We start from the raw sequence: 24,647 nt of genomic DNA, 5'->3' as shown, positions 1-24,647 counted from the left end.
AATAGTTATCTTAACTCATGAATGGATTCATCTTGAGCATGAACGCATTTAATGCTTATTTTAATAGGCTATGCTGTAATTTTGTAAGTCAACCAAGTGATTGAATAATGAACAAAACAGAATTCTACACGGATCTCAACCGTGATTTTCAGGCATTAATGGCAGGTGAAACCAGTTTTTTAGCCACCCTGGCAAATACCAGTGCATTGTTGTTTGAGCGTCTGAGTGAAGTCAACTGGGCGGGATTTTATTTACTGGAAGGCGAAACCCTGGTGTTGGGGCCGTTCCAGGGCCGTCTGGCCTGTGTGCGTATCCCGGTAGGGCGCGGTGTGTGTGGTACCGCCGTGGCGCAAAATCAGGTGCAGCGTGTGGAAGATGTTCACGCATTTGACGGGCACATTGCCTGCGACGCAGCCAGTAATTCTGAAATCGTCCTGCCTCTGCAGGTCAAAAATCAGATTATTGGCGTACTGGATATCGACAGCACGGCTTTCGGCCGCTTCTCACACGAGGATGAGCAGGGGCTGCGCGAGCTGGTGGCGAATCTCGAAAACGTGCTGGCGGCGACCGATTATCAAAAATTCTTTGCGAGTGTCGCAGGATAATCAACGGATAACGTAGCATTTACCGATGGCGTCATTATAATGACGCCTGTTCATGCCTGCGGCGAGTTGGCAACGTCCGTTGTAATCAGGAAATTTCATGGAAAATCAACCTAAGTTGAATAGCAGTAAAGAAGTTATCGCATTTCTGGCCGAACGTTTTCCTCACTGTTTCAGTGCCGAAGGCGAAGCACGCCCCCTGAAGATTGGTATCTTCCAGGATCTCGTATCGCGTGTTGAGGGCGAGCTGAATCTCAGCAAGACCCAACTTCGTTCCGCATTACGTCTTTATACATCGAGCTGGCGCTACCTGTACGGTATCAAAGCGGGCGCAACGCGTGTTGATCTTGATGGCAACCCATGCGGTGTGCTGGATGAGCAACACGTAGAACATGCGCGTAAGCAGCTCGAAGAAGCCAAAGCACGCGTACAGGCTCAGCGTGCTGAGCAGCAGGCGAAAAAACGCGAAGCTGCAGCGGCGAACGGTCAGGAAGAGGCGCCACGTCGTGAGCGTAAACCTCGTCCGGCCCAGCGTCGTACCGACAACACCGAGCGTAAGCCTCGTGCTGATAAACCAGCAGCGAAAGCCCCTCGTGCGCCTCGTGAAGAGCAGCGCCACACCCCGGTTTCTGATATCAACGCACTGAGCGTGGGTCAGGCACTGAAGGTGAAAGCGGGTAATAACGCTATGGACGCCACCGTAACGGAAATCACCAAAGATGGCGTACGAGTACAGCTGACTTCTGGTATGTCAATGATTGTACGCGCAGAGCACTTGTTGTTCTGAAACGGAGGCCAGGCCCGGCATGAACACATTTTTTAAGCTCACCGCGCTGGCTGGCCTGTTTGCTATAACAGGCCACGCTTTTGCGGTGGACGAGATTACGCGGGTGGATCAAATTCCGGTTCTGAAGGAAGAGACCCAGCACGCAACGGTCAGTGAGCGCGTTACATCGCGCTTCACTCGCTCGCATTACCGTCAGTTCGACCTCGATCAGGCTTTCTCAGGCAAAATCTTTGACCGCTATCTGAACCTGCTGGATTATAGCCACAACGTTCTGCTGGCCAGCGATGTCGAGCAGTTTGCGAAGCGTAAATCGGTGGTGGGCGACGAACTGCGCAGCGGTAAACTCGACCTCTTCTACGACCTGTACAATCTGGCGCAGAAGCGTCGTTTTGAGCGTTATGAATATGCGCTCAAGGTGCTGGCGCGTCCGATGGACTTTACCGGCAACGACACCTTTAATCTCGATCGCAGCAAATCGCCGTGGCCTAAAGATGAAGCCGAGCTGAATGCGCTGTGGGACGGTAAAGTGAAGTACGATCAGCTGAGCCTCAAACTCACCGGTAAAGATGAGAAAGAGATCCGCGAAACGCTGACCCGCCGCTACAAATTTGCTATTCGCCGCCTGGCGCAGACCAACAGCGAAGATGTGTTCTCGCTGGCGATGACTGCCTTCGCGCACGAAATTGATCCTCACACCAACTATCTTTCCCCACGCAACACCGAACAGTTCAATACCGAGATGAGCCTCTCACTCGAGGGGATTGGCGCGGTGCTGCAGATGGATGACGACTATACCGTGATCAACTCTATGGTTGCGGGTGGCCCTGCTGCCAAGAGTAAGGCCATTAGCGTTGGCGATCGCATCGTTGGTGTCGGCCAGACGGGCCAGAATATGGTCGATGTGATTGGCTGGCGTCTGGATGACGTTGTTGCCCTGATCAAAGGGCCTAAAGGCAGCAAAGTGCGTCTTGAGATCTTGCCTGCCGGGAAAGGCACGAAAACCCGTATCATTACGTTGACCCGCGAGCGTATCCGTCTGGAAGACCGTGCAGTCAAAATGTCGGTGAAAACCGTCGGTAAAGAGAAGGTTGGGGTACTGGATATCCCAGGTTTCTACGTCGGCCTGACGGACGACGTAAAAGTGCAGCTGCAGAAGCTCGAAAAACAGAACGTCAGCAGTGTGATCATTGATCTGCGTACTAACGGCGGCGGTGCCTTGACTGAAGCGGTTTCGCTCTCTGGTCTGTTCATTCCGTCCGGCCCGGTCGTTCAGGTTCGTGATAACAACGGTAAAGTGCGTGAAGATGCCGATACCGATGGCGTAGTCTATTACAAAGGCCCGCTGGTCGTACTGGTTGACCGCTTCAGCGCCTCTGCTTCAGAAATCTTTGCGGCGGCAATGCAGGATTATGGACGTGCCCTGGTGGTCGGCGAGCCAACCTTCGGGAAAGGTACGGTACAGCAGTATCGCTCCCTGAACCGTATTTACGATCAGATGCTCCGTCCGGAATGGCCGGCTCTGGGGTCTGTACAGTACACCATTCAGAAATTCTATCGCGTGAACGGTGGCAGTACGCAGCGTAAAGGCGTGACGCCAGACATCATCATGCCGACCGGCAATGAAGAGACGGAAACCGGCGAGAAGTTCGAGGATAATGCACTGCCGTGGGATAGCATTAACGCTGCCACCTACGTGAAGTCCGGTGATATGACGCAGTTTGGTCCGGCGCTGTTAAAACAGCATGACGAACGTATCGCGAAAGATCCGGAATTCCAGTACATCATGAAGGACATTGCCCGCTTCAATGCGCTGAAGGCGAAGCGAAATATTGTCTCCCTGAACTACGCTCAGCGTGAGAAAGAGAACGAAGAAGATGATGCTACCCGCCTGGCGCGCATTAACGATCGTTTCAAACGCGAAGGCAAACCGCTGCTCAAAAAACTGGACGATCTACCGAAAGATTACCAGGAGCCCGATCCTTATCTGGACGAGACGGTAAAAATCGCCATTGACCTGGCGAAACAGGAAAAAGATCGGCCCGCGGCTGAGCCCGCTCCGACAAAATAATCCCCCCACGGGCACAAGAAATTGTGCCCGTTTTTTTGCTTTCTGCATGCTGCGGTAAGCGAGTCCATTTCTAATGTAAAGTTGTGTCTTTCTGATGACTTACGCCCCCTGAATCCTTGAAAATAGCCGCAATACCCATACGATGTGGGTAATCGCATAGTGCGTTTTGTTAAACTGAGGTTAAAAGAAAATTATGATGCGAATCGCGCTCTTCCTGCTCACCAACCTTGCGGTGATGGTGGTCTTCGGGCTCGTGCTAAGCCTGACGGGAATTCAGTCGAGCAGCGTTCAGGGCTTGTTAATTATGGCGCTGCTGTTTGGTTTTGGTGGCTCCTTTGTATCTTTGCTGATGTCGAAGTGGATGGCGCTCAAATCCGTGGGCGGCGAAGTGATTGAGCAACCCCGCAATGATATGGAACAGTGGCTGATGACCACCGTGGCAAACCAGTCCCGCCAGGCAGGTATCGCAATGCCACAGGTGGCTATTTACCACGCGCCGGATATCAACGCCTTCGCAACGGGTGCGCGTCGTGACGCCTCACTGGTTGCCGTCAGCACTGGCCTGCTGCAGAACATGAGCCGTGACGAAGCCGAAGCGGTTATCGCTCACGAAATTAGCCACATTGCCAATGGTGATATGGTGACTATGACCCTGATCCAGGGCGTAGTGAACACCTTCGTGATCTTTATCTCACGTATTCTGGCGCAGATCGCGGCCGGATTTATGGGCGGCAACCGTGATGAAGGTGAAGGTAACAACGGCAACCCACTGATCTACTTTGCAGTTTCAATGGTGCTGGAGCTGGTGTTTGGTATCCTGGCAAGCATTATCACCATGTGGTTCTCCCGCCACCGTGAATTCCACGCGGATGCGGGCTCGGCAAAACTGGTGGGTCGCGAGAAGATGATTGCTGCCCTGCAGCGTCTGAAAACCAGCTACGAACCGCAGGAAGCAAACACCATGATGGCATTCTGCATCAACGGTAAATCTAAATCGCTGAGCGAGCTGTTCATGTCTCACCCGCCGCTGGATAAACGTATCGAAGCGTTACGTAGTGGGGAATATCTGAAGTAAGCCCGCCCGGGCAGACAAATAAAGCGCGTCATTCGACGCGCTTTTTTATTAGCTGCGTTTAGACTGGGTGATCCGCATACCGCTTATTACCGCCGCAAGCGTCGCGAGGGCACCTGCGGTGATCAAAGCCACATGCGTACCCTTATCGCCGGCCATATTGAACATTAATGCCACCAGCGCAGCGCCGCTACTCTGCCCCAGCAGGCGCGCCGTGCCGAGCATACCGCTGGCTCCTCCGCTGCGGTGGGGTGGGGCGGCGGTGATGATCGTGTGATTATTGGGCGACTGAAACAGTCCAAACCCCGCGCCGCATAAAATCATACGCCAGATGATATCCAGATCGCCCGGGGCGGCGGGCAGCAAAGCCAGGGCAAACAAGCCGGATGCCATCACGGCCAGTCCCAGTGCCCCCAGTAACCCGGCATGCAGACGCTCAATCAGGTAGCCTGCCAGCGGGGCCATCACCATGGTTGCCAGCGGCCAGGGGGTCAGGAGCAGTCCCGTCTCCACTTCCGAACGTCCAACCACGCTTTGCAGGAAGAAGGGCAACGAAACCAGGGCCAGCATTTGCGCGCAGAATGAACAAATCGAGGTGCAAATAGAGAGGGAGAAGAGCGGAATACGCAGTAAGTCTACCGGCAGCAGCGGCACCGGCAGGGCGAGCTGACGACGGACAAAAAAGAAGCCGATAATCAACAATGCAATCACTTCACCGGCGATTAAGAGCCGCGATTGCCCCTGAGCAAAGCCGCTGAGGGCAGTAATAAGCAAACCGAAGGTCAGGGCGTTCATGACGGCGCTCGGTAGATCGAAGCGCGGCATGCTGCTCTTCGCCGCATTCGCGGGAAGAAAACGCAGCGCAAAGAGCAGCGCCACAACGCCCAGCGGTACGTTAATGAGGAATAACCACTGCCAGGAGGCCACGGAGAGGATCGCCGCTGCGAGGGTCGGTCCCGCGGCGGAAGAGACCGCCACAATAAACGAGTTAATGCCCATGCCGCGCCCAAGCTGGCGCTTCGGAAAGATGAGCCGGATTAACGCGGTATTAACGCTCATTAGCGCCGCACCACCAAAGCCCTGCGCAATACGTGCCAGCGTCAACATCGGGAGGTTATCTGCGAGAGCGCAAAATAGCGACGTAATGGTAAAGACCACCAGGCCGCATTGATAAACGCGGCGATAGCCAAACATATCCCCGAGAAAAGAGAACGAGAGCAGCGAGATAACGATGGCAATTTGATAGGCGTTAACAATCCAGATAGAACTGGCAGGAGAGGCGTGCAGATCGCTGGCAATGGTTGGCAGCGCGACGTTGGCAATGGCCCCGTCCAGTACGGCCATGGAGATGCCAATAATAATAGTGGCTATCGCGCCATAGCGCTGCGGTAAGGGCAGGCCATCAGGAGGAGTCGTGGTCATGTCATCGATCTGCGTCAGAGGTAATTATATTCAGGGTAATTATTTTAACATGCTTATTTTGGTTATATGTCGCAGATTTGTAACCAGGTAAGCCAGGATTGATTGCAGCGAAGCCAGTACGAATTTATAATAAAAACCAGTTCTGATTTTTATAAAACACTTGCTTTGAGGTGATAAATGGCAATCGCAGATTTGGATAAACAACCAGATTCTGTCTCTTCTGTGTTGAAGGTGTTTGGCATCCTGCAGGCGCTTGGAGAAGAGCGCGAAATTGGTATTACCGAGCTGTCACAGCGTGTGATGATGTCGAAAAGCACCGTTTATCGCTTTTTGCAGACCATGAAGTCACTGGGCTATGTTGCGCAGGAAGGGGAGTCGGAAAAATACTCTCTGACCCTGAAGCTGTTTGAGCTGGGCGCGCGCGCGTTGCAAAACGTCGACCTGATTCGTAGCGCAGATATTCAGATGCGTGAACTCTCGCGTCTGACGAAAGAGACTGTGCACCTGGGGGCGCTGGACGAAGACAGCATTGTTTATATCCATAAGATCGACTCGATGTACAACCTGCGTATGTACTCCCGTATCGGTCGCCGTAATCCGCTCTACAGCACGGCCATCGGTAAGGTTTTACTGGCATGGCGTGACCGCGAAGAGGTTAAGCAAATTCTGGAAGGTGTCGAGTACAAACGCAGTACTGAGCGTACGATCACCACCACGGAAGGGTTACTCACGGTACTGGATAAGGTACGTGAACAGGGTTACGGTGAAGATAACGAGGAACAGGAAGAAGGGCTGCGCTGTATTGGCGTCCCGGTGTTTGACCGCTTTGGTGTGGTGATCGCTGGCCTGAGTATCTCTTTCCCGACGCTACGCTTCTCTGAAGAGCGTCTGCATGAGTACGTTGAAATGCTGCATACCGCGGCACGAAAAATTTCTGAACAGATGGGCTATAACGACTATCCGTTCTGAACACTAAAAAAAAGCCGCTATGTTAGCGGCTTTTCACTAATACCGATGGTTAGCCGTTATCAACGACCGTTGCGCTTTTACGCAAAATTGGGCAGTTGGTCAGGCCGATAATCCCACTATCCGAATGGATGTACTGGGCCGTGCTGGTGCCACGTGCAGTGAGGTATTTACACTGGATACCCAGCCCCGCAGCGTTTTCATGACTGCCAATCAAGATACCGTAGCCTGACAACAATAAACCAATCCAGATAAGGGCTAAAATCACAACTGTGCGAATAATTAAGCGCATCATTGCCTCTTTTATAATGGTTCTTCCTGCCTCTAAGCCTATCCTGTTAGCTATATGAAACAAGTACATGATTCCGAAAACGGGACGATGGCGTTACAGTTAGCCCCGGTTTAAGTTAAGCATGGTAACCTGGTAGCCTAAGTGAGTAGACGGAGAGTGTAGTGAAGAAAATACGCTGGGTCATTCTGGTGGTAGTGTTGATTGCCTGCGTCGTTATGTGGACGCAGATGATCAATGTGATGTGCGATCAGGATGTACAGTTTTTTAGCGGTATATGTTCTATCAATAAGTTTATCCCCTGGTAGCAGGCATTTTTATGGCAAGTGATTTCCTTCCTCAACGCGAGTGGTAAAATAGCCGTTTTTAGTGAGGTGGTGAAATGGGTGAGTTGTTGAATACTGGAGTGCTTAGCATGGCATCTCTGGTCATATCCGTCGTGTTGCTGGTGGTGGGTTTGGTACTGTGGTTTTTCGTCAACCGCGCCAGCTCCCGGACAAATGAACAAATTGAGTTACTGGAGACGTTAGTTGATCTCCAGAAAAGACAAAATGCGCTGCTTCGTCGTCTGTGTGAAGCCAATGAACCGGACGTCGAAGAAGAGGTAAAACCCGCTGCTGCGCCCGTGAAAGATGAGAGCGACGACTTTATTCGTCTGGTCGCTGAGCGTTAATCGCGTTTGGGGAGGTGAACATGACCCGGAAAAATCCCTGGTATAACCCCTCCCTGCCTCACCATACCCCGCAGGGTTTTCGCAATACTTCTGCTGCTGGGCACCAGCCTGGAGACGTTGAGCGCTGGCGCAAAGAGCGCAAAGCTGCCGGTTTACCGAAACCTCCTCGCGGCGGCTATGAAAAATTTATCCAGGACTGGTGCCAACCTGTCGATCTTACTACCCCCGAAGGTGACGCTGTCTGGTGGCTGGGCCATGCCAGTCTATTGCTGCGAATCAGTGGTCAGTATATTCTCACGGACCCGGTGTTCTCCCGGCGTGCCTCGCCCGTAAGTTTTGCCGGACCGCTGCGCAAAACCCCTGCGGTGATTAGCGTGGCTGGGCTACCGCCCATCGATGCGCTAGTCATCTCTCATAATCATTATGATCACCTCGATTCCGCTACCGTTCGTCAGTTATTGCAACGATTTCCAGAGCTTACTCTGTTTGTCCCTCTGGGGCTGGGGGACTGGTTTCGACGTCGGGGCGCGAAGCACATTGTTGAACTGGACTGGTGGCAAAGCTATGTGCATCAAGGCATCACCTACAGTGCCGTTCCGGCCCAGCACTGGAGCATGCGTAGCTTTTGGGATCGGAACTGTGCGCTTTGGTGTGGATGGGTATTCGAGGGCAGTGAACGGCGATTTTGGTTCAGCGGCGATACCGGATATACGCCAGAGTTACTCACCATTGCGCAGCGTTTCGGTAAACTCGATGCGATCGCCCTCCCGATAGGCGCATATGCACCAGAATGGTTCATGGCGACAAACCATATGGACCCGCGTTCGGCAGTCTCCCTCTGGCAGCAGCTAGGAATGCCGCTTGCCATCCCCATTCACTGGGGCGTCTTCGAACTGGCCGATGAGTCGCTTGATGAACCCGTGGCTGAACTACGGCAAGCATTCAATCATACAGCCACAATTAACAATAACTTCAAAATACTAAACATCGGTCAATATTTATCCTTATGACTATTCATCGCTTCGTTTACTATTATTCTGATATTAACCTGTACCATTAATGTTTTATTTTTATCGAAACGTTTTGCTTGCCTTTTTTTGAGGCAAGATCATAAAAGTTTCATTATTTTGGTGCAGAGAGAAATTAGAATTGCCCATGTAAATAGAGAAAGAGGCGAAGCGATATACAATGTTTTATCAAGACAACCCACTTTACCGTTACGATCATTTGTGCATAACGTTTCGGAAAAAGTTCTAACAAAATAGCCTCATCCAGAAAAATTAATAGCCTGGCTGGACGTTCGGAAGTTATTGAGCTATGGTAAAAAAGTCTTAGATTACAGCGCTTATGAAGACAGTGACTGGACAAGCACCACTCAGGCCCGGTATACCGTACACGTTGCTTACCGTGCAGATTGTGGCAAGTTAGCTTCGGAATTTGTGCGACTGATCGAGACACGTTTAAAAATGGCTTGCCATTATTTACGTTGTATGTGATAACACGGTTTGGGTCAAACGAGGTACAGTTCTGTTTATGTGTGGCATTTTCAGTAAAGAAGTCCTGAGTAAACACGTTGTCGTTGAATACCGCTTCTCTGCCGAACCTTATATTAGTGCCTCATGCAGTAATGTCTCAGTTTTATCTCAGTTAATGCCTGCGGGCTATGAAAACACTCTAAGGAATTTTGCAAATGGCAAAGATTAAAGGTCAAGTTAAGTGGTTCAACGAGTCTAAAGGTTTTGGCTTCATTACCCCAGCTGACGGCAGCAAAGATGTATTCGTACACTTCTCTGCAATCCAGGGCAATGGCTTCAAAACTCTGGCTGAAGGCCAGAACGTTGAGTTCGAAATTCAGGACGGCCAGAAAGGTCCGGCTGCTGTTAACGTAACCGCTATCTGATCGAACCCCTGCCAACGTTGAAACGCCAGTTCGTTTCAGCTGAGCACATAAAGCCTCGCACTAATGCGGGGCTTTTTAATGCCTGCTTTTCAAAGTGTTAACACAAGGCCTTCTGTTCGCAGTTTGTTGCAAAGCTGCGAAGTTATTAGCATTGTTTTTACCCGCACCGTGCAAATTTCCCGTTAAATCAGGGCGTTGTTTAATAGCCCTGGAGCCACGGTGAAAAAAAGACCTTTCAACCCCGCAGCAAATTTCACCCCGACGCGTTTTGCTTTACTCTGCTTTGTCATACTTTGCAGCCTCGTTTTTCTACTGGCTCGCGTGGCCTGGTTACAAATTATCAAGCCGGATACGCTGGTGGCGCAGGAGGATAGGCGCTCCTTGCGTGAGGTACCCATCGATGCACCTCGCGGAATGATAGTTGACCGGGAGGGCAGGCCGCTGGCAGTGAGCGTGCCGGTTCAGGCGGTCTGGGCCGACCCCAAAACGGTGCGGGAGAAGGGGGGCGTAGGGTTTGATGACCGCTGGCAAGCCCTGGCGAACACACTGCATCTCTCGCTCGACACCTTGTCACAGCGTATCAATAGTAATCCGCGTGGTCGTTTTATTTACCTGGCTCGACAGATCGATCCGGCGCAGGCGCAATGGATCGAGAAACTGCATCTGCCGGGCATTAACCTACGAGATGAGTCGCGCCGTTTTTACCCTTCAGGACACGTAGCGGCCAACTTAATTGGTTTTACCAATATTGATGGGCAAGGTATAGAAGGGATTGAAAAGAGCTTTAATCGACAGCTCACTGGCAAACCGGGCCTGCGCAAGGTACGTAAAGACCGATATGGGCATGTCATTGAAAATATCACCGAGCAGCCACCGGTCCCCGCTCATACTATTCACCTCAGCATTGATGCACGATTGCAGACGATTACAGAGGATGCCCTGGATAATGCCGTCGCCTGGAACAAAGCGGAATCCGGTGCAGCAGTACTGATTGACGTGCGGACGGGTGAAATTCTCAGCATGGCGAGCTTCCCGGACTTCAACCCCAATAATCGTGAAGGGGCAACCTTGAACGATTTCCGCAACCGCGCCATTAGCGACACCTTCGAACCCGGCTCAACCGTTAAGCCGCTGGTGCTGATGACCGCTCTCAAACAAGGGCTGGTGCAGCCTGACAGCGTAATCGATACGCATCCCTATACGCTGGCCGGACACCGTATCCGCGACGTAGGTTACTATCCTGAGCTGACGATGACCGGCATTTTGCAAAAATCGAGCGATACCGGGGTATCACGCCTTTCGCTGGCGATGCCCATTCAGCGCCTGCTGGATACTTATAAAGGTTTTGGTTTTGGACGCAGCACCGGGCTGGGGCTAACCGGCGAAAGCAGCGGCCTGCTACCTGAGCGCAAATTCTGGAGTCAGTTGGATCGGGCTACGTTCTCCTTTGGCTATGGACTGATGGTCACGCCACTGCAGTTGGCACACGTCTATGCCACTATTGGTAGCTACGGCGTAGAGCGCCCTCTGTCGATCACGCGTATCGATCCTCCGGTCATGGGCACCCAGGTCATGCCGACAGAGATCGTGAAAGAGGTTGAGCATATGATGGAGAGCGTGGCGCTGCCGGGCGGCGGCGGCGTGAAAGCGGCGGTACGTGACTACCGGGTTGCCGTTAAGACCGGTACCGCGAAAAAGATTGATGAGAGCGGTAAGTATGTCGATAAGTACGTGGCCTATACTGCCGGCGTTGCGCCCGCCAGTCGTCCGCGCTTTGCGCTGGCGGTGGTAATTAACGATCCCCAGAACGGCGCCTACTATGGCGGGGCGGTGTCGGCTCCGGTCTTTAGCCAGATAATGGGAGATGTGCTTCGGCTCGAAAATATTCCACCCGATGGTCTCGCTCCGGAATCGAGCCATCTCATTGTGATGCGTTAAGTCAGGCGTTTTATAACCGGGCAATTAGCGGTAAACTCTCGCCCTTTACGATTGCCCGGAGTTACCATGTCCTTCTGTTGTCCACTTTGCCATGCGCCGCTGGTGCTAACCGATAAAAGCTATGCCTGCCCACAGGGGCACCGCTACGATTTGGCGAAAGAGGGGTATGTTAACTTGCTGCCGGTACAGCATAAACGCTCTAAAGATCCGGGTGACAGCGCAGAGATGATGCAGGCACGCCGGGCTTTCCTGGACGCCAGCCATTATCAGCCACTGCGCGACCGGGTTGGGCACTTGCTGGCAACGAAACTGGCAGATAACGCCGCCACGATTCTGGATATCGGCTGTGGTGAAGGCTATTACACCGCCGCGTTTGCAGATATCGCCCGGCAAAAGGGGGCAAGCACGTTTGGCCTCGATGTCTCTAAGGTCGCTATTCGCGCTGCCGCCAAACGCTACCCTGCCGTGACTTTTTGTGTGGCCTCCAGCCATCGCTTGCCGTTTAACGATAACAGCATGGACGCGGTTATCCGCATCTATGCCCCGTGCAAAGGCGAAGAGTTGGCGCGAGTGGTGAAAGCAGGGGGTTGGGTGATCACCGTGACGCCAGGGCCACGCCATCTGATGGAGCTAAAAGGTCTGATTTACGATGAGGTACAGCTTCACGCTCCACATTCTGAGCAACTGAGCGGTTTCCGACTGGCTGATGAGCAAGAACTCGGGTATGAGATGAACCTGAGCGGAGAAGAGGCGGTAGCCTTGTTACAGATGACGCCGTTTGCCTGGCGGGCAAAACCGGCGGTGTGGGACGCATTAAAGAACGAGAAGGTATTCCGTTGCCAGACGGATTTCAGCATCCACTGCTGGCAGCGTGTCGATTAACCAGCGAAGTGGCTCCAGAGGATTTGTACACCAATACCTATCAGTACAACGCCTCCCAGAATTTCGGCCCGTTTACCCAACAGCGGGCCAATATACCGACCGATCATCATCCCGAGCGTTGACATGATGAATGTCGCACAGCCAATGGCCAGGGCGGTGGCGATAATATTAACCTGCAGAAATGCCAGACCGACGCCCACCGCCATCGCATCCAGGCTGGTGGCAATCGCGGTAGTCACCAGCAGCCAGAAGCCGTGACGGCGAACCGGCGCGTCATCTTCACAACGCTCGTTGCGAAAACCTTCAATGACCATACGCCCACCGAGGAAGACCAGCAGCACAAAGGCGATCCAGTGATTCCACTCCAGCACAACCTGGCTTGCCAGCATACCCAAACCCCAGCCGATAAGCGGCGTCAGGGTTTCGATTGCGCCAAAGATAAGGCCAGTGCGCAGTGCTTCAGAGAATTTAGGTTTATGCAGGGTGGCGCCTTTCCCCATCGAGGCCGCAAATGCGTCCATCGACATGCCAAAGGCCAGTAGAAGTGTTGCTGAGAGATTCATAAGTGCGTCCAGACCGGGATCTCCATATGACACATCACTGCCCCCAGTAAACAGCAGTAGATGTATCTATGGTCTCGCCTGACAGTTCTGATATGAACTGTCCGTACGTGCCACGTTTTGCAACGAGTATGTTGACACGTACATTTCCTTGAAAGGAAATCGGCTACTCCCCAACGACGGGCGCAACCTTAACATATTTTTAGCCGTTAAAACAATATTCAGGAATTATAATTTCACTAACTTATTGATAACGATTTTCATTTGGGTTTATTGGTGAGAATAACGTTAATAAATATAAGTGGATTTTATTGTCTAATATAGCTTTGGCTATAATTGTGCGGAGAAAACCAGTCCAAATATAGCCAGTGCTATAATTTTAAGCTATTGAGTTTTAACAAGTAATTTGTATATCTTTTCCAGGTCGTCTATATTCCGTACCCGAATGAGCAGACGCCGCTGTTCTAATTGCATCACCAGCACGCCATCTTCCGATAAATTCATCTCTTTAATACGGTTATATTCTATCCATACATTGGCGAAAAAGAACCCATCCTTTTTGAAGATGATTTTGGGTGCCCGGATCCAGAACAGATAGATCGCCATTAATGCCAGCGCACATAATAACCATGTGGTTAATAATGCACCGCCGTTCATTACGTTGTTATAAATCAGAATCACCAGCAGGCCGGCAAAGATGAAGGCATCAACGCGGCCGCGACGTAGCAGGGGGATAGACAGCAGCGTCGCGCCATGACGTCGCGGCATGATCCATTCGTCGTAGATGGCATAAGCCAGAAGGGCAACAATAAACAAAACCAGTACGATGTCCGTGATCGTCATTCATCCTCCAGATAAAAAAAGCCGGGGGCAAGCCCCCGGCGTTTAACGCAACGTCTTACAGACCCAGCAGGCCAACAGCATAGCCCGCGATACCGATGACAAAGAAGCCAACGATAATCCACAGTGGGTTAACTTTCTTACGCAGAAGCCACATACAGGCGAAGGTCAACAGCAGCGGAACCAGGCCAGGCATCAGCTGGTCAAGGATGGTTTGCACCGTGGTCACGCGCGTCTGACCATCCTGACCGGTGATGGTAGAGACCACCAGCGGGATGTTAACGTGCGTCCATTTGTTAACCAGCGCGCCCATCACAAACAGGCCGAGAATGGAGGCCCCCTCGGTCAGTTTTTGCAGGAAGCCGCCGCCCATATCCTTAACAATGTCCACGCCTTTACGATAGCCATAAGCCACGCCGTAGTAACGGGTTGCCAGGCGGACAAGGTTAAAAAGAATGAAGAACAGCAGTGGACCAAGCAGGCTACCGCTCATCGCAATACCAGCGCCAAGCGCGGCGAAGACTGGACGCACCGTACCCCAGAAGATCGGGTCACCCACGCCCGCCAGCGGCCCCATCAGACCTACTTTGATACCGTTGATGGCACCATCGTCAATCTCTGCGCCGTTCGCACGCTGCTCTTCCATCGCCAGAGTCACGCCCAGAACCGGGGCGGCAACATACGGATGGGTGTTGAAGAATTCCAGGTGACGTTTAATTGCCTGACGTCGTGCTTCGTTATTTTCTGGATACAGGCGTTTAATCGCCGGCACCATTGAGAAGCAGAAGCCCAGCGCCTGCATACGTTCGAAGTTCCACGAACCCTGGAACAGGTTTGAACGGATGAACACGCCACGAATATCGCCCGGAGTCAGTTTCTTCTCTGGGGTAGTTTTAGTCATATCAACCATGTCGCTCACCTGTTAGTCCAGTTCGTTATCGAGATCGTTAGTACCAGCCGCCTGCGCTGGCGCACCCGCTACGCGGTTGTATTTCGGGCTCAACTGAATGTAGAGAATCGCCATGACGGCGCCAATCACACCCAGAGCAACCAGGTTGAAGTTAGTAAACGCCGCGGTCACGAAGCCGAGGTAGAAGAACGGCATCAGGTAGCCTGCACGCATCATGTTGATAACCATCGCATAACCGACCACAACGATCATGCCACCGGCGATGTTCAGACCCCCGGTTACCACTTCTGGTATGGCGTTCAGCATGCTCTGCACTTCGCTGGTACCGACGGAGATAGCAACGATAACCGCCGGGATTGCGATACGCATCGCCTGCAGGAACAGGGATGAAACGTGGATCCAGGAGAGTGCCGTCAGGTTGCCGTTATCGGCCGCCTTATCGGCAGCGTGCTGGAAGGCAACGGTGATAGTACGAACAATGATGGTCAGAACCTGGCCTGCCGCGGCCAGTGGAATAGCCAGCGCGATACCGGCGCCGATACTTTGGTGCCCGGCAATAACCAGAACGGTAGAGATGATGGAGGCGAGGGCCGCATCCGGGGCAACGGCCGCACCGATGTTCATCCAGCCCAGGGCGATCATTTCCAGGGTACCACCGATGATAATACCGGTTTTCATATCGCCAAGAACGGCACCAATTAAGGTACAGGCGACCAACGGACGGTGAAACTGAAATTCATCAAGTACGGATTCCATACCCGCAATACACGCGACGATGAACACCAGCACAATCTGAAGAGTGGTAATCTCCATTGTACTTCTCCTATAACATAAGCTTTGTGTGAAAAATCAGCGCCGGGTTATTTCCCAACTTTGCCGATCAAATCCATCATTTTCAGTCTCTGATCGGTAGAAACCTTACGGGCTTCCAGCTCGATACCGCGTGCATTCAGTTTATTGAAGGCTTCGATATCTTTTTCATCGACTGAAATCGCGTTGTTGACTTGCGTTTTTCCCTGACGGAAAGCCATACCACCGATGTTGACGGAGGTGATTTTCACGCCGCCTTCAACAAGACGCTCGACGTCTGTCGGGTTAGTAAACAGAAGCATGACGCGTTCACCCGCATATTTCGGGTTGTTGTAAACGCGGATCATTTTGGCAACGTCCACCACGTGAGCGGTTACGCCCGGTGGAGCGACCTGGGTAAGAAGGGTTTTGCGGACGGTGTCTGCGGCAACTTCATCACTGACGACGATAATGCGTTGTACATTGGTCTCTTTGGTCCAGCGCGTTGCCACCTGGCCGTGAATTAAACGGTCATCGATACGGGCAAGGCCGATAACCATATAATCATTTGGCCCCATCGGTTTGGCAGGCGTTGCCGCTTTCGGCGCTGCCGCCACCGGCGCGGGTTTATCTACTGGCTGAGCTTTCAACGCTTTCACGCCTTCGCGGCCGGTTTCTACCGCCAGTGCTACCAGTTCGTCAAAGCTCGGGTTATCGTCACGCGCCATCAGCGTTTCGACCAGCATCGGAATGTTAACGCCAGCCACGACTTCATGGTGCTCTTTATCGACGACAATGCGGCTGGCGGCGTTAAACGGACTGCCACCCCATGTATCGACGAGAAACAGCACGCCGCTGCGGGTATCGAGCTTTTCAAGTTGAGCCGTGTATTTCTCGATTAATGTTTCGGCATTTTCGCCGGGCACGAAATCGATCCAGCCAACATTTTCCTGCTCGCCAAGCAACATCTCTGCTGTTTTGAGTAACTGCTCTGCAGCCCAACCATGTGTGCCTATTACAATAGCAATGGTCACTTGCTACCTCCATTTATTATCGTTTATGCACCTGTGTGACGAGGGCATCATAAATCGTGTTCATTACAGCGAATCGATTCAGATAAGGGTTAGAGTAGAACTAACTCAGACTTCAGCGAATTATTTTAGACAGTGAAAAAATAATTTATGTGATGAAGATCCGTAATTTAGCTTTAGCGTGTTGGATAATTTGCGGCGCGAAATGGAGACGGTAACATCTGTTTGCAAAGGAAAGTAAATCTTTGCCTTAAAGCTCATGTCTCTGATATGTTTACCTTCCGTTTAATTGTCAGGAGTAATGGGCTATAGCCCACTGTATGGACCGTCACCGACGTCAGTCACCTACCCGATCCCTTTGGATCAGCCTCACCGGCGATTCTCGCCACACACTTAAATCGTCTTTTACCGCTTCGCCCGTTTCTAACGCGGCGCCGTTTTGTCATTCCTTCAGCAGGAGCTTGTCATGGAATTCTTAATGGACCCGCAAATCTGGGTGGGGCTTCTCACGCTGGTGGTGCTCGAGATTGTGCTCGGCATCGACAACCTGGTGTTTATTGCCATTCTTGCGGACAAGCTGCCGCCTAAACAACGTGACAAAGCACGCCTTATTGGCCTGTCGCTGGCGCTGATTATGCGTCTTGCGCTGCTTTCCGTTATTTCGTGGATGGTTACTCTCACCAAACCGCTCTTCAGCGTGTGGGATTTTACCTTCTCAGGACGCGACCTGATCATGCTAGTGGGGGGACTATTCCTTCTCTTCAAAGCCACGACTGAGCTACACGAACGGCTTGAAAACCGGCAGCATGATGGCGGGCATGGTAAAGGCTACGCCAGCTTCTGGGTTGTGGTAATGCAGATTGTGGTGCTGGATGCGGTCTTCTCCCTGGATGCGGTCATTACCGCAGTGGGTATGGTAAACCATCTTCCGGTCATGATGGCCGCGGTGGTCATTGCCATGGCGGTGATGTTGTTGGCCTCGAAACCGCTGACGCGATTCGTCAACGAACACCCGACGGTGGTGGTGCTCTGTCTGAGCTTCCTGCTGATGATTGGTTTGAGCCTGGTCGCAGAAGGTTTCGGCTTCCATATTCCGAAAGGTTACCTGTACGCGGCGATTGGCTTCTCGATCATCATTGAGTTCTTCAACCAGGTTGCGCGACGTAACTTCATTCGTCAGCAATCTAACCAGCCGTTGCGTGCGCGTACTGCGGATGCCATCTTGCGTCTGATGGGCGGTCGTCGCCAGGCAACGGTTCAGCCGGAGAGCGAAAACCATGTGACGGTGCCGGTACCCGAAGGTGCTTTTGTTGAAGAAGAGCGCTACATGATTAACGGCGTACTGTCGCTCGCCTCCCGCTCTCTGCGTGGCATCATGACGCCCCGCGGTGAAATCAGTTGGGTTGACGCCAGCCTGAGCATGGATGAAATCCGCCAGCAACTGCTCTCTTCGCCACACAGTCTGTTCCCGGTATGTCGCGGCGAGCTGGATGAAATTATCGGTGTGGTACGTGCTAAAGAGCTTCTGGTTGCGCTGGAAGAGGGTGTAGATGTCGAGGCTATAGCCGCCGCATCGCCGGCCATTGTGGTACCGGAAACGCTCGACCCGATTAACCTGCTGGGCGTATTGCGTCGTGCTCGCGGTAGCTTTGTTATTGTGACCAACGAGTTTGGTGTGGTTCAGGGGCTGGTTACGCCGCTGGACGTGCTGGAGGCGATTGCCGGTGAGTTCCCGGATGCCGACGAAACGCCGGAAATCGTTGCCGATAACGACGGCTGGCTGGTAAAAGGCGCCACCGACCTGCATGCGCTGCAACACACGCTGGGGCTGGAGCACCTGACTAACCATGATGACGATATCGCCACCGTAGCCGGTCTGGTCATTGCCATTAATGGTCAGATCCCGCGTACCGGTGATGTTCTGGAACTGCCGCCGCTGAAGATCACCATTGTGACGGCGAACGACTACCGTGTGGATCTGGTGCGTATTGTTAAAGAGCAGTCAGAGCACGAAGAAGACGAGTAATTAATGTAGCGGCATCGCGGGCATGATCTGCCCGTTATGCGGCGCTGGCGGGGGCGAACTCCCCGCCAGCCACCCCGGAAAGTCTCTTAGCGGCATCGGTCGCGCATAAAAATATCCCTGCAAAATGTGCACCCCGCGCTGGCGAAGATGACGCGCTTGTTCAGGGGTTTCTACCCCTTCTGCCACCAGTTCAATGTTCAACCGCTGTGCAAGGGCAATAATGATATCGGTCACGGTAGAGTTCACCGCGTCCGTCCCTATCGCAGCCGTAAATGACTTATCAATTTTCAGGACATCCGGATGCAGCTTTTCCAGCCATGAGAGCGAGCAATTCCCGGTGCCAAAATCATCAATCGCCAGTTTGACCTCTTTTCGGTGTAATTCCCGTACCAGGCGGCAATCCACGTCCAGCAGGGCATCGCGCTCGGTCAGTTCAATTATGAGCTGTTGTACCGGGCGGGCGTTAAACCAGTGGTGGTTCAGGTCGCGCAGCAGCACGCCATGGCGGAAATGGCTGGCGGCAACATTGATTCCGATATGGAAGCCAGGATCTGCCGGGAATACCGTCAGCTGGCGTACGGTTTCCGTGATGACATAGCGGGTGAGGGGAATAATCAAATTATGTTCCTCAGCCAGGGGGATAAACACGTCAGGGGAGATCCACCCCTGGCGCGGATTGTTCCAGCGCAGCAGGATCTCCACGCCGACGCACTCCTGATTACGCGCGTTCATCAGCGGCTGGCAGAACAGCTCAAATTCGCGGGCGGCAAGGCCGAGATTTATCTCCCAGGTAAAGCTCATCCTGTTTGCGGTGGCCAGCCAGGCGATATAGCCCAGTAGCAGGCTTAACAGCAGAGCCAGTGGCAACTGGCCAGGAAGATCCTTTAACGCTAACGCCGTAGGGCCCGGGCCGCTGACGGTGATGGTAAAGGGGAAATTACCCGACGGCTGGCGATAAATTTTGTCGCCAGCATTGTGTGTCAGGGTATCAGAGACATTCGATCCGTAACGCAGGTGTTTATTGCCTACGCTCAGGGTAACTTCGTTAATCAGGGGGGCTTGCGGTTCGAGGATCATGCGGGCAATCAGATCGATATTGACCCCCTCCATGACCCCGTTCTGGCTGTTACCAGGCAGCGGATACCACTGGATCAGAATGGGGCTACCATGCAGCAGTGACCGATCCGTCGACAGCACCAGTAAAGGTTCCGGGAAGGGAAGCGCAGGTTGGAGTTGGCGAACAGGCACATCGCGTTGACCAAAAATACTGGAGCAGTAAAGGATCCCGTCTTTAACCAGCCCGATCGTGCGCACCGTCTGCAGGGTGGCGGCATGTCGGCGCAACAGCAAGTGGGTAGAAAGGCATGGTCGTCCTACCAGCGGCAGCAGCGTTTCACGGCTGGCTTGCAACGGCAGCAAAATTTTATCCAGCGCCTCGACGGCGTGGGTGACAAAGGCAACAGTAAGGTGCTGGTTGAGATTACGTTGTGAAATAAAGCGGATGCCAAGGGTCGTAATCAGGGTGAGAACCGCAACCACCACGCAAACCGCGAGGCGTTTTCGACGATAATGGGTGATTATCCTTTGCGCAGTTTGCATGCAGGGGTCATCCGGTAAGCCAGGGGCACCCAATGCCGCAGGCAATACAGCAAGTGTAGTGGGGAAATATTAAGGAGACGAGACGAGGGGAGAAATTTCGCCCATCCGTTGCAGATGGGCGAAAGGGAGTATTAGTCGCACTGCACCTTAATAGCCAGGCCACCGCGGGAAGTTTCGCGATATTTCGCGTTCATATCTTTCCCGGTTTCATACATGGTTTCGATAACCTTATCCAGTGAAACGCGCGGCTCGCTGGTACGACGCATCGCCATGCGTGAGGCATTGATCGCTTTGACCGACGCAATGGCGTTACGCTCAATGCACGGTACCTGTACCTGACCGGCGACCGGGTCACAGGTCAGACCGAGGTTATGCTCCATGCCAATCTCTGCAGCAACGCAAACTTGTTCCGGACTGGCGCCCAGCAGCTCAGCCAGACCGGCAGCAGCCATCGAGCAGGCCACGCCCACTTCACCCTGACAACCTACTTCCGCGCCGGAAATGGAGGCGTTCATCTTATAGAGCGCGCCCACCGCACCCGCGGCCAGGAAGTAACGAATGTAGATGTCCGGGCTCACGGATTCGATAAAGTGATCGTAATAAGCCAGTACCGCCGGCACGATCCCGCAGGCGCCGTTAGTTGGGGCCGTCACAACGCGGCCACCGGCTGCGTTCTCTTCGTTGACCGCCAGGGCAAACATGTTTACCCAGTCCACCACGTTCATCGGGTCATTGGAGTATTTGTCGGTGGTCACCAGCATGCGACGCAGCGCCGAGGCACGACGCGGCACGCGCAGTGGGCCAGGCAATACGCCTTCAGTATTGATACCGCGATCGATACAGGCACGCATGGTCTGCCACACGTTCGCAAAGTACTCTTCGATCTCTTTCTTACTGTGCAGCGCCAGTTCGTTCTGCATCACCATGCCGGAAAGCGACAGGCCGGTCTCTTTGCAGTAGTTCAGCATCTCCTGGGCGGATTTAAACGGATAGGGGACATTGACATCACCGGCCGTATCTTTACCGAAATGCTCTTCATCAACGATGAAACCACCGCCGATGGAGTAATAGGTTTTGCTGTAAATCACTTTATCGCCGTTAAAGGCGTGGATCTGCATACCGTTTTCGTGCAGTGAGAGGTTGTCGCTGCGAAAACGCATGCCGTCATCCTGCGGGAAATCGACTTCGTGCTGGCCGTTAGCCAGCAGCAGGCGGCCGCGCGTTTCAACGTCGCGAATAAACGCCGGAATGGCGTCAATATCAACGGTATCCGGCATATTTCCGGCCAGACCCATTATGATGGCGATATCGGTGTGGTGGCCTTTACCCGTTAAAGAGAGCGAGCCATAGACATCTACGGCAACACGGGTAACGCTTTCCAGTAATCCTTTTTCGACCAGGTCATCGACGAACTGTTTACCGGCCTTCATAGGGCCGACAGTGTGGGAAGAGGAGGGGCCAATACCCACTTTGAACATGTCGAATATACTAATCACTTTAACACTCCTGACAGGGTTACCGGGTTTCCAGTAACGATGTTATAACTGCGCATAGTGTAAGAGGGAACCTGATCGTCAGCTCAACTATTCACATGAATTAAACTAATGGCTAACGGCGGTTTTACTAATAGCGAGAGAGCGATCGCAAACGCAGTAAAAAGTCGGGAATGTAAAGTATAGTCAAGGCTTCAGGCCAATTTGCAGCGCCAGTTCACGAATAATGCCTGCCGTCATGCCCCAGACAAAATAATGCTGGTACCAGGATAACCAGACCCGATGATGGTGGCCGCGACGATGAATATCGAGGGGGTGATAACGACCCAGACGCAGGGCCTCCGCCAGTGGCATTTCAAATACCGCCGCCACTTCATCTTCACTGGCGTGATAGTGCAGATTTGGCGGAATCAACCCCACCACCGGCGTAACCTGAAACCCGGTCACGCTGTCGACAGGCGGGAGCACGCCAATCACTTCCACAACCTCGGGCGGAATCGCCACCTCTTCCTGCGCTTCGCGCAACGCGGCGGCAATCAGCGAAGCATCACTGCTGTCTACCGCGCCACCGGGGAAGGCAACCTGACCGGCATGTTTACGCATCAGCGGGGAGCGTTGAGTGAGCAACAGTCCGGGTTCGTCGCGACGTACCACCGGGATCAGCACCGCGGCCTGGCGCTGATTAAGCGAGGCGCTATTGACCTGCGGCCGTAATAACTGAAAACGCGATAAAAAATCATCCAGGGTCAGATTGCGGGTCTCCACGCTTTAACTCTCCAGTTGTTGCAGTATACGGTTCACTTTATCAAAGGTTTCCTGATACTCCGCCGCCGACTCACTGTCAGCCACGATACCGCCGCCTGCAGAGCAGTATAGCTGCCCGTCAAAGGCGGTCAGGGTGCGGATGGTAATGCTGGTATCCATGGTACCGCAGAGGCTGATATAGCCGATGCTGCCGCACCAGGCGTTACGGCGCTGGGGTTCCAGTTCGTCGATAATTGCCATTGCCCGCACCTTTGGCGCACCGGTAATCGACCCCCCTGGAAATGCCGCCCGCAGCAGATCGCAGGCGCTGCGCGATGCGGGCAGGCGCGCGGTAATCGTACTCACTAAATGGTGAACCGCCGGGAAAGGCTCCACCACGAACAGTTCGGGCACCCGCACGCTGCCGGGTTCGGCCACGCGCCCGATATCATTACGCATCAAATCTACGATCATCAGATTTTCGGCGCGATCTTTCGGGGAGGCGGCCAGTTTTTCCGCCTGCTGGCGATCGTCGTCGGGATCGGTAAGACGCGGTAGCGTGCCTTTAATGGGGCGGGTCTGAATTTCGCCCTCGGCCAGATGAATAAAGCGCTCAGGTGACAGGCTCAGAATCGCCCCCTGTTCAAGGCGCATAAAGGCGCTGAAGGGGGCGCGGTTCTGCGCATTCAGGCGAGTAAATGCCTGCCACTCATCACCCTGATAGTGAGCCTGAAAACGCTGGGCAAGATTCACCTGATAGCAATCGCCACTGTGCAGATAAGCCTGCACCTGGCGGAATTTTGCGTCATACTCCAGCGCGGTCATGTTTGCGCGCCAGTCAGAGGTGAGGCGAAACGGGGTTTGCCTGGTCGGGGGACGCTGTGCTTCCAGCCACGCCAGTCGCGCCTTCGCATCGCCATGGCAGACCAGCGATACGGCCTGTTTATGGTGATCAACAATGACCGCCCAGTCGTACAGCCCCACCGCCATATCCGGCAGGCTGATGTCGTCAACTGCCTGCTGCGGCAGTGTTTCAAAGCGACGACCCAGATCGTAGCCAAAGAGCCCCAGCGCGCCGCCCTGAAAAGGCAGATCGGGGTGCGCATCCGCAGGCAGGCCCAGGTCGTCCAGCGTCTGCTGCAGCAAGCTCAATGGGCAGCCAGACGATTCGAACACCGTCTCCCGCGTTATTCGGGTAAGCTCACCCTCGGTAACCAGCGTGGCGACGGGATCGGCCACCAGAATATCAAACCGGCTATAGGGATGGTCAGCGTGGCCGGAATGCAGCAGCATCGCCCAGGGTTGATGGCTCAGCGGCGCAAACCATGCTTCAGCGGCGTCTGGACGCCAGGGTAACGAAATAACGGTGGGGGATAACGAGTTCATCTATAGCAAACAACCGGGCAGCGTGAAATAATTAGCGCTGATAATCTAGCAGGAGTTAATGATGTTTGCAGGTTTACCTTCACTGAGCCACGAGCAGCAGCAGAAAGCAGTTGAACGCATTCAGACGTTAATGTCCGAAGGGATGAGCAGCGGCCAGGCCATTGCGCAGGTGGCAGAAGAACTTCGCGCCACCCATACCGGCGAGCGGATCGTGGCGCGTTTTGAGGATGATGAAGAAGAATAACCGGCGCGTTATACCGCGGCGATAATCTTAATCTCAACCTTATATTGCGGTTTCATTAGCGTGGCCTGTACGGTGCAGCGTACCGGCGCGTGGCCCGCGACTACCCACGCATCCCAGGCCTTGTTCATGGCCGCAAAATCATCTTTATTCGCCAGAAAAATGGTCGCATCCAGGATCTTCGATTTATCGCTGCCCTGTTTTTGCAGGATAGCGTCAATCTGTGCCAGGGTGTTGGCCGTCTGCTCAAAGGCGTCGGCATCCAGATTCTCCGGTACCCCGGTGTAGTAGAGGGTCTGGTTGTGGATCACCACATCAGACCAGCGGGCTTCGGCATCAATGCGCACAATTGTCATAAACGTCTCCTCGTTATTTTTTCATTGCCGGGCAAGACTGCCATATTGTCTCGCCGCCGTCACTATCGACTGG

At 53.3% G+C, this 24,647-nt stretch carries 25 protein-coding genes, 1 pseudogene and 1 riboswitch; of the genes and pseudogenes, 14 read left to right on the top strand and 12 right to left on the bottom strand.

Annotation, left to right across the window (positions count from 1 at the left end; all coding sequences use genetic code 11):
* The first annotated feature begins 107 nt into the window (after positions 1 to 107).
* The 4 genes from B3B59_RS12940 to htpX all read left to right on the top strand — a co-directional run bounded on the left by B3B59_RS12940 (position 108) and on the right by htpX (position 4,532).
* Entirely contained in the window at positions 108 to 605 is a 498-nt protein-coding gene (locus B3B59_RS12940) for a GAF domain-containing protein (RefSeq protein WP_040075162.1), read from the top strand.
* A 97-nt stretch (positions 606 to 702) separates the two neighbouring features.
* Positions 703 to 1,389 carry an RNA chaperone ProQ gene (gene proQ / locus B3B59_RS12935; protein ID WP_040075164.1) on the top strand — a complete coding sequence of 229 codons (687 nt, stop codon included), beginning with the start codon at positions 703 to 705 and terminating at the stop codon, positions 1,387 to 1,389.
* Positions 1,390 to 1,408: 19 nt separating this feature from the next.
* On the top strand, positions 1,409 to 3,457 hold the full coding sequence (gene prc, locus B3B59_RS12930) for a carboxy terminal-processing peptidase (RefSeq protein ID WP_207291951.1): 2,049 nt from the start codon (positions 1,409 to 1,411) through the stop codon (positions 3,455 to 3,457).
* A gap of 193 nt (positions 3,458 to 3,650) precedes the next feature.
* Positions 3,651 to 4,532 carry a protease HtpX gene (gene htpX / locus B3B59_RS12925; protein ID WP_046885124.1) on the top strand — a complete coding sequence of 294 codons (882 nt, stop codon included), beginning with the start codon at positions 3,651 to 3,653 and terminating at the stop codon, positions 4,530 to 4,532.
* Between the two features lie 48 nt (positions 4,533 to 4,580).
* Here htpX and B3B59_RS12920 read toward each other — a convergent pair whose 3' ends face one another.
* Positions 4,581 to 5,951 carry an MFS transporter gene (locus B3B59_RS12920; RefSeq protein ID WP_286809196.1) on the bottom strand — a complete coding sequence of 457 codons (1,371 nt, stop codon included), beginning with the start codon at positions 5,949 to 5,951 and terminating at the stop codon, positions 4,581 to 4,583.
* A gap of 177 nt (positions 5,952 to 6,128) precedes the next feature.
* On the opposite strand from B3B59_RS12920, the gene kdgR reads away from it, so the two are divergent.
* Positions 6,129 to 6,920: a DNA-binding transcriptional regulator KdgR gene (gene kdgR, locus B3B59_RS12915; RefSeq protein WP_040075168.1), complete on the top strand. Its 792-nt coding sequence runs from the start codon at positions 6,129 to 6,131 to the stop codon at positions 6,918 to 6,920.
* Between the two features lie 49 nt (positions 6,921 to 6,969).
* On the opposite strand, the gene B3B59_RS12910 is transcribed toward kdgR, so the two are convergent.
* On the bottom strand, positions 6,970 to 7,209 hold the full coding sequence (locus B3B59_RS12910; RefSeq protein WP_286809522.1) for a YobH family protein: 240 nt from the start codon (positions 7,207 to 7,209) through the stop codon (positions 6,970 to 6,972).
* A gap of 161 nt (positions 7,210 to 7,370) precedes the next feature.
* On the opposite strand from B3B59_RS12910, the gene mgrB reads away from it, so the two are divergent.
* From mgrB to rlmA, 7 genes and pseudogenes are all read left to right on the top strand, one after another.
* Positions 7,371 to 7,514 (top strand): PhoP/PhoQ regulator MgrB, encoded by a 144-nt coding sequence (mgrB, locus tag B3B59_RS12905; protein WP_207291949.1) that lies wholly within the window; start codon positions 7,371 to 7,373, stop codon positions 7,512 to 7,514.
* Between the two features lie 74 nt (positions 7,515 to 7,588).
* Positions 7,589 to 7,879 carry a YebO family protein gene (locus B3B59_RS12900; protein WP_046885127.1) on the top strand — a complete coding sequence of 97 codons (291 nt, stop codon included), beginning with the start codon at positions 7,589 to 7,591 and terminating at the stop codon, positions 7,877 to 7,879.
* A gap of 20 nt (positions 7,880 to 7,899) precedes the next feature.
* Entirely contained in the window at positions 7,900 to 8,889 is a 990-nt protein-coding gene (locus tag B3B59_RS12895) for an MBL fold metallo-hydrolase (RefSeq protein ID WP_286809194.1), read from the top strand.
* 523 nt (positions 8,890 to 9,412) lie between these two features.
* Positions 9,413 to 9,557, top strand: a pseudogene (locus B3B59_RS12890) (DUF2627 domain-containing protein).
* Positions 9,558 to 9,569: 12 nt separating this feature from the next.
* Positions 9,570 to 9,779: a transcription antiterminator/RNA stability regulator CspE gene (gene cspE / locus B3B59_RS12885; protein ID WP_001062678.1), complete on the top strand. Its 210-nt coding sequence runs from the start codon at positions 9,570 to 9,572 to the stop codon at positions 9,777 to 9,779.
* 219 nt (positions 9,780 to 9,998) lie between these two features.
* Positions 9,999 to 11,717, top strand: a complete 1,719-nt coding sequence (ftsI, locus tag B3B59_RS12880) for a peptidoglycan glycosyltransferase FtsI (RefSeq protein WP_212475631.1) — start codon at positions 9,999 to 10,001, stop codon at positions 11,715 to 11,717.
* Positions 11,718 to 11,783: 66 nt separating this feature from the next.
* Positions 11,784 to 12,599 carry a 23S rRNA (guanine(745)-N(1))-methyltransferase gene (gene rlmA, locus B3B59_RS12875; RefSeq protein WP_233802935.1) on the top strand — a complete coding sequence of 272 codons (816 nt, stop codon included), beginning with the start codon at positions 11,784 to 11,786 and terminating at the stop codon, positions 12,597 to 12,599.
* Here the strand turns inward: rlmA and mntP are convergent.
* The 5 genes from mntP to manX all read right to left on the bottom strand — a co-directional run bounded on the left by mntP (position 12,596) and on the right by manX (position 16,732).
* Entirely contained in the window at positions 12,596 to 13,162 is a 567-nt protein-coding gene (gene mntP / locus B3B59_RS12870; RefSeq protein WP_040075175.1) for a manganese efflux pump MntP, read from the bottom strand. The genes rlmA and mntP overlap by 4 nt on opposite strands.
* 48 nt (positions 13,163 to 13,210) lie before the next feature.
* A riboswitch (yybP-ykoY riboswitch) is annotated at positions 13,211 to 13,346 on the bottom strand.
* Positions 13,347 to 13,543: 197 nt separating this feature from the next.
* Positions 13,544 to 14,002, bottom strand: a complete 459-nt coding sequence (locus B3B59_RS12865; RefSeq protein ID WP_286809192.1) for a DUF986 family protein — start codon at positions 14,000 to 14,002, stop codon at positions 13,544 to 13,546.
* A gap of 55 nt (positions 14,003 to 14,057) precedes the next feature.
* On the bottom strand, positions 14,058 to 14,909 hold the full coding sequence (locus B3B59_RS12860; RefSeq protein WP_040075177.1) for a PTS mannose transporter subunit IID: 852 nt from the start codon (positions 14,907 to 14,909) through the stop codon (positions 14,058 to 14,060).
* A 12-nt stretch (positions 14,910 to 14,921) separates the two neighbouring features.
* Positions 14,922 to 15,722, bottom strand: coding sequence for a PTS mannose transporter subunit IIC (gene manY / locus B3B59_RS12855; protein ID WP_040075179.1), 801 nt, complete (start codon positions 15,720 to 15,722; stop codon positions 14,922 to 14,924).
* A gap of 47 nt (positions 15,723 to 15,769) precedes the next feature.
* Positions 15,770 to 16,732 carry a PTS mannose transporter subunit IIAB gene (gene manX / locus B3B59_RS12850; protein WP_040075180.1) on the bottom strand — a complete coding sequence of 321 codons (963 nt, stop codon included), beginning with the start codon at positions 16,730 to 16,732 and terminating at the stop codon, positions 15,770 to 15,772.
* A gap of 463 nt (positions 16,733 to 17,195) precedes the next feature.
* On the opposite strand from manX, the gene yoaE reads away from it, so the two are divergent.
* Positions 17,196 to 18,755: a CNNM family cation transport protein YoaE gene (gene yoaE, locus B3B59_RS12845; protein ID WP_040075182.1), complete on the top strand. Its 1,560-nt coding sequence runs from the start codon at positions 17,196 to 17,198 to the stop codon at positions 18,753 to 18,755.
* Here the strand turns inward: yoaE and B3B59_RS12840 are convergent, their stop codons facing one another.
* The 4 genes from B3B59_RS12840 to pabB all read right to left on the bottom strand — a co-directional run bounded on the left by B3B59_RS12840 (position 18,756) and on the right by pabB (position 23,977).
* A complete protein-coding gene (locus B3B59_RS12840) occupies positions 18,756 to 20,354 on the bottom strand; it encodes an EAL domain-containing protein (RefSeq protein WP_286809190.1) in 1,599 nt (532 codons plus the stop codon).
* Positions 20,355 to 20,485: 131 nt separating this feature from the next.
* Entirely contained in the window at positions 20,486 to 21,850 is a 1,365-nt protein-coding gene (gene sdaA, locus B3B59_RS12835) for an L-serine ammonia-lyase (protein ID WP_040075185.1), read from the bottom strand.
* A 183-nt stretch (positions 21,851 to 22,033) separates the two neighbouring features.
* Positions 22,034 to 22,612: a CoA pyrophosphatase gene (locus tag B3B59_RS12830; RefSeq protein ID WP_040075186.1), complete on the bottom strand. Its 579-nt coding sequence runs from the start codon at positions 22,610 to 22,612 to the stop codon at positions 22,034 to 22,036.
* A gap of 3 nt (positions 22,613 to 22,615) precedes the next feature.
* On the bottom strand, positions 22,616 to 23,977 hold the full coding sequence (gene pabB / locus B3B59_RS12825; RefSeq protein ID WP_286809186.1) for an aminodeoxychorismate synthase component 1: 1,362 nt from the start codon (positions 23,975 to 23,977) through the stop codon (positions 22,616 to 22,618).
* A gap of 61 nt (positions 23,978 to 24,038) precedes the next feature.
* On the opposite strand from pabB, the gene B3B59_RS12820 reads away from it, so the two are divergent.
* Positions 24,039 to 24,221, top strand: a complete 183-nt coding sequence (locus tag B3B59_RS12820) for a YoaH family protein (RefSeq protein ID WP_040075189.1) — start codon at positions 24,039 to 24,041, stop codon at positions 24,219 to 24,221.
* An 8-nt stretch (positions 24,222 to 24,229) separates the two neighbouring features.
* Here B3B59_RS12820 and B3B59_RS12815 read toward each other — a convergent pair whose 3' ends face one another.
* Positions 24,230 to 24,574 carry a RidA family protein gene (locus B3B59_RS12815; protein ID WP_040075190.1) on the bottom strand — a complete coding sequence of 115 codons (345 nt, stop codon included), beginning with the start codon at positions 24,572 to 24,574 and terminating at the stop codon, positions 24,230 to 24,232.
* Positions 24,575 to 24,647: the final 73 nt, after the last annotated feature.

The sequence above is a fragment of the Leclercia sp. UBA2479 genome (assembly GCF_002341985.1).
In the GTDB taxonomy this organism is placed as follows: domain Bacteria; phylum Pseudomonadota; class Gammaproteobacteria; order Enterobacterales; family Enterobacteriaceae; genus Enterobacter; species Enterobacter pneumoniae.
The sequence above is the reverse complement of the archived record's forward strand: the minus strand, read 5'-3'. Positions and strand labels throughout refer to the sequence as shown.

What these genes read in the sequence shown, in the direction of transcription:
- B3B59_RS12940 (WP_040075162.1), top strand. Translation starts at nt 108, where the DNA reads ATGAACAAAACAGAATTCTACACGGATCTCAACCGTGATTTTCAGGCA.
- proQ (WP_040075164.1), top strand. Translation starts at nt 703, where the DNA reads ATGGAAAATCAACCTAAGTTGAATAGCAGTAAAGAAGTTATCGCATTT.
- prc (WP_207291951.1), top strand. Translation starts at nt 1,409, where the DNA reads ATGAACACATTTTTTAAGCTCACCGCGCTGGCTGGCCTGTTTGCTATA.
- htpX (WP_046885124.1), top strand. Translation starts at nt 3,651, where the DNA reads ATGATGCGAATCGCGCTCTTCCTGCTCACCAACCTTGCGGTGATGGTG.
- B3B59_RS12920 (WP_286809196.1), bottom strand. Translation starts at nt 5,951, where the DNA reads ATGACCACGACTCCTCCTGATGGCCTGCCCTTACCGCAGCGCTATGGC.
- kdgR (WP_040075168.1), top strand. Translation starts at nt 6,129, where the DNA reads ATGGCAATCGCAGATTTGGATAAACAACCAGATTCTGTCTCTTCTGTG.
- B3B59_RS12910 (WP_286809522.1), bottom strand. Translation starts at nt 7,209, where the DNA reads ATGCGCTTAATTATTCGCACAGTTGTGATTTTAGCCCTTATCTGGATT.
- B3B59_RS12900 (WP_046885127.1), top strand. Translation starts at nt 7,589, where the DNA reads ATGGGTGAGTTGTTGAATACTGGAGTGCTTAGCATGGCATCTCTGGTC.
- B3B59_RS12895 (WP_286809194.1), top strand. Translation starts at nt 7,900, where the DNA reads ATGACCCGGAAAAATCCCTGGTATAACCCCTCCCTGCCTCACCATACC.
- cspE (WP_001062678.1), top strand. Translation starts at nt 9,570, where the DNA reads ATGGCAAAGATTAAAGGTCAAGTTAAGTGGTTCAACGAGTCTAAAGGT.
- rlmA (WP_233802935.1), top strand. Translation starts at nt 11,784, where the DNA reads ATGTCCTTCTGTTGTCCACTTTGCCATGCGCCGCTGGTGCTAACCGAT.
- mntP (WP_040075175.1), bottom strand. Translation starts at nt 13,162, where the DNA reads ATGAATCTCTCAGCAACACTTCTACTGGCCTTTGGCATGTCGATGGAC.
- B3B59_RS12865 (WP_286809192.1), bottom strand. Translation starts at nt 14,002, where the DNA reads ATGACGATCACGGACATCGTACTGGTTTTGTTTATTGTTGCCCTTCTG.
- B3B59_RS12860 (WP_040075177.1), bottom strand. Translation starts at nt 14,909, where the DNA reads ATGGTTGATATGACTAAAACTACCCCAGAGAAGAAACTGACTCCGGGC.
- manY (WP_040075179.1), bottom strand. Translation starts at nt 15,722, where the DNA reads ATGGAGATTACCACTCTTCAGATTGTGCTGGTGTTCATCGTCGCGTGT.
- yoaE (WP_040075182.1), top strand. Translation starts at nt 17,196, where the DNA reads ATGGAATTCTTAATGGACCCGCAAATCTGGGTGGGGCTTCTCACGCTG.
- B3B59_RS12840 (WP_286809190.1), bottom strand. Translation starts at nt 20,354, where the DNA reads ATGCAAACTGCGCAAAGGATAATCACCCATTATCGTCGAAAACGCCTC.
- pabB (WP_286809186.1), bottom strand. Translation starts at nt 23,977, where the DNA reads ATGAACTCGTTATCCCCCACCGTTATTTCGTTACCCTGGCGTCCAGAC.
- B3B59_RS12820 (WP_040075189.1), top strand. Translation starts at nt 24,039, where the DNA reads ATGTTTGCAGGTTTACCTTCACTGAGCCACGAGCAGCAGCAGAAAGCA.
- B3B59_RS12815 (WP_040075190.1), bottom strand. Translation starts at nt 24,574, where the DNA reads ATGACAATTGTGCGCATTGATGCCGAAGCCCGCTGGTCTGATGTGGTG.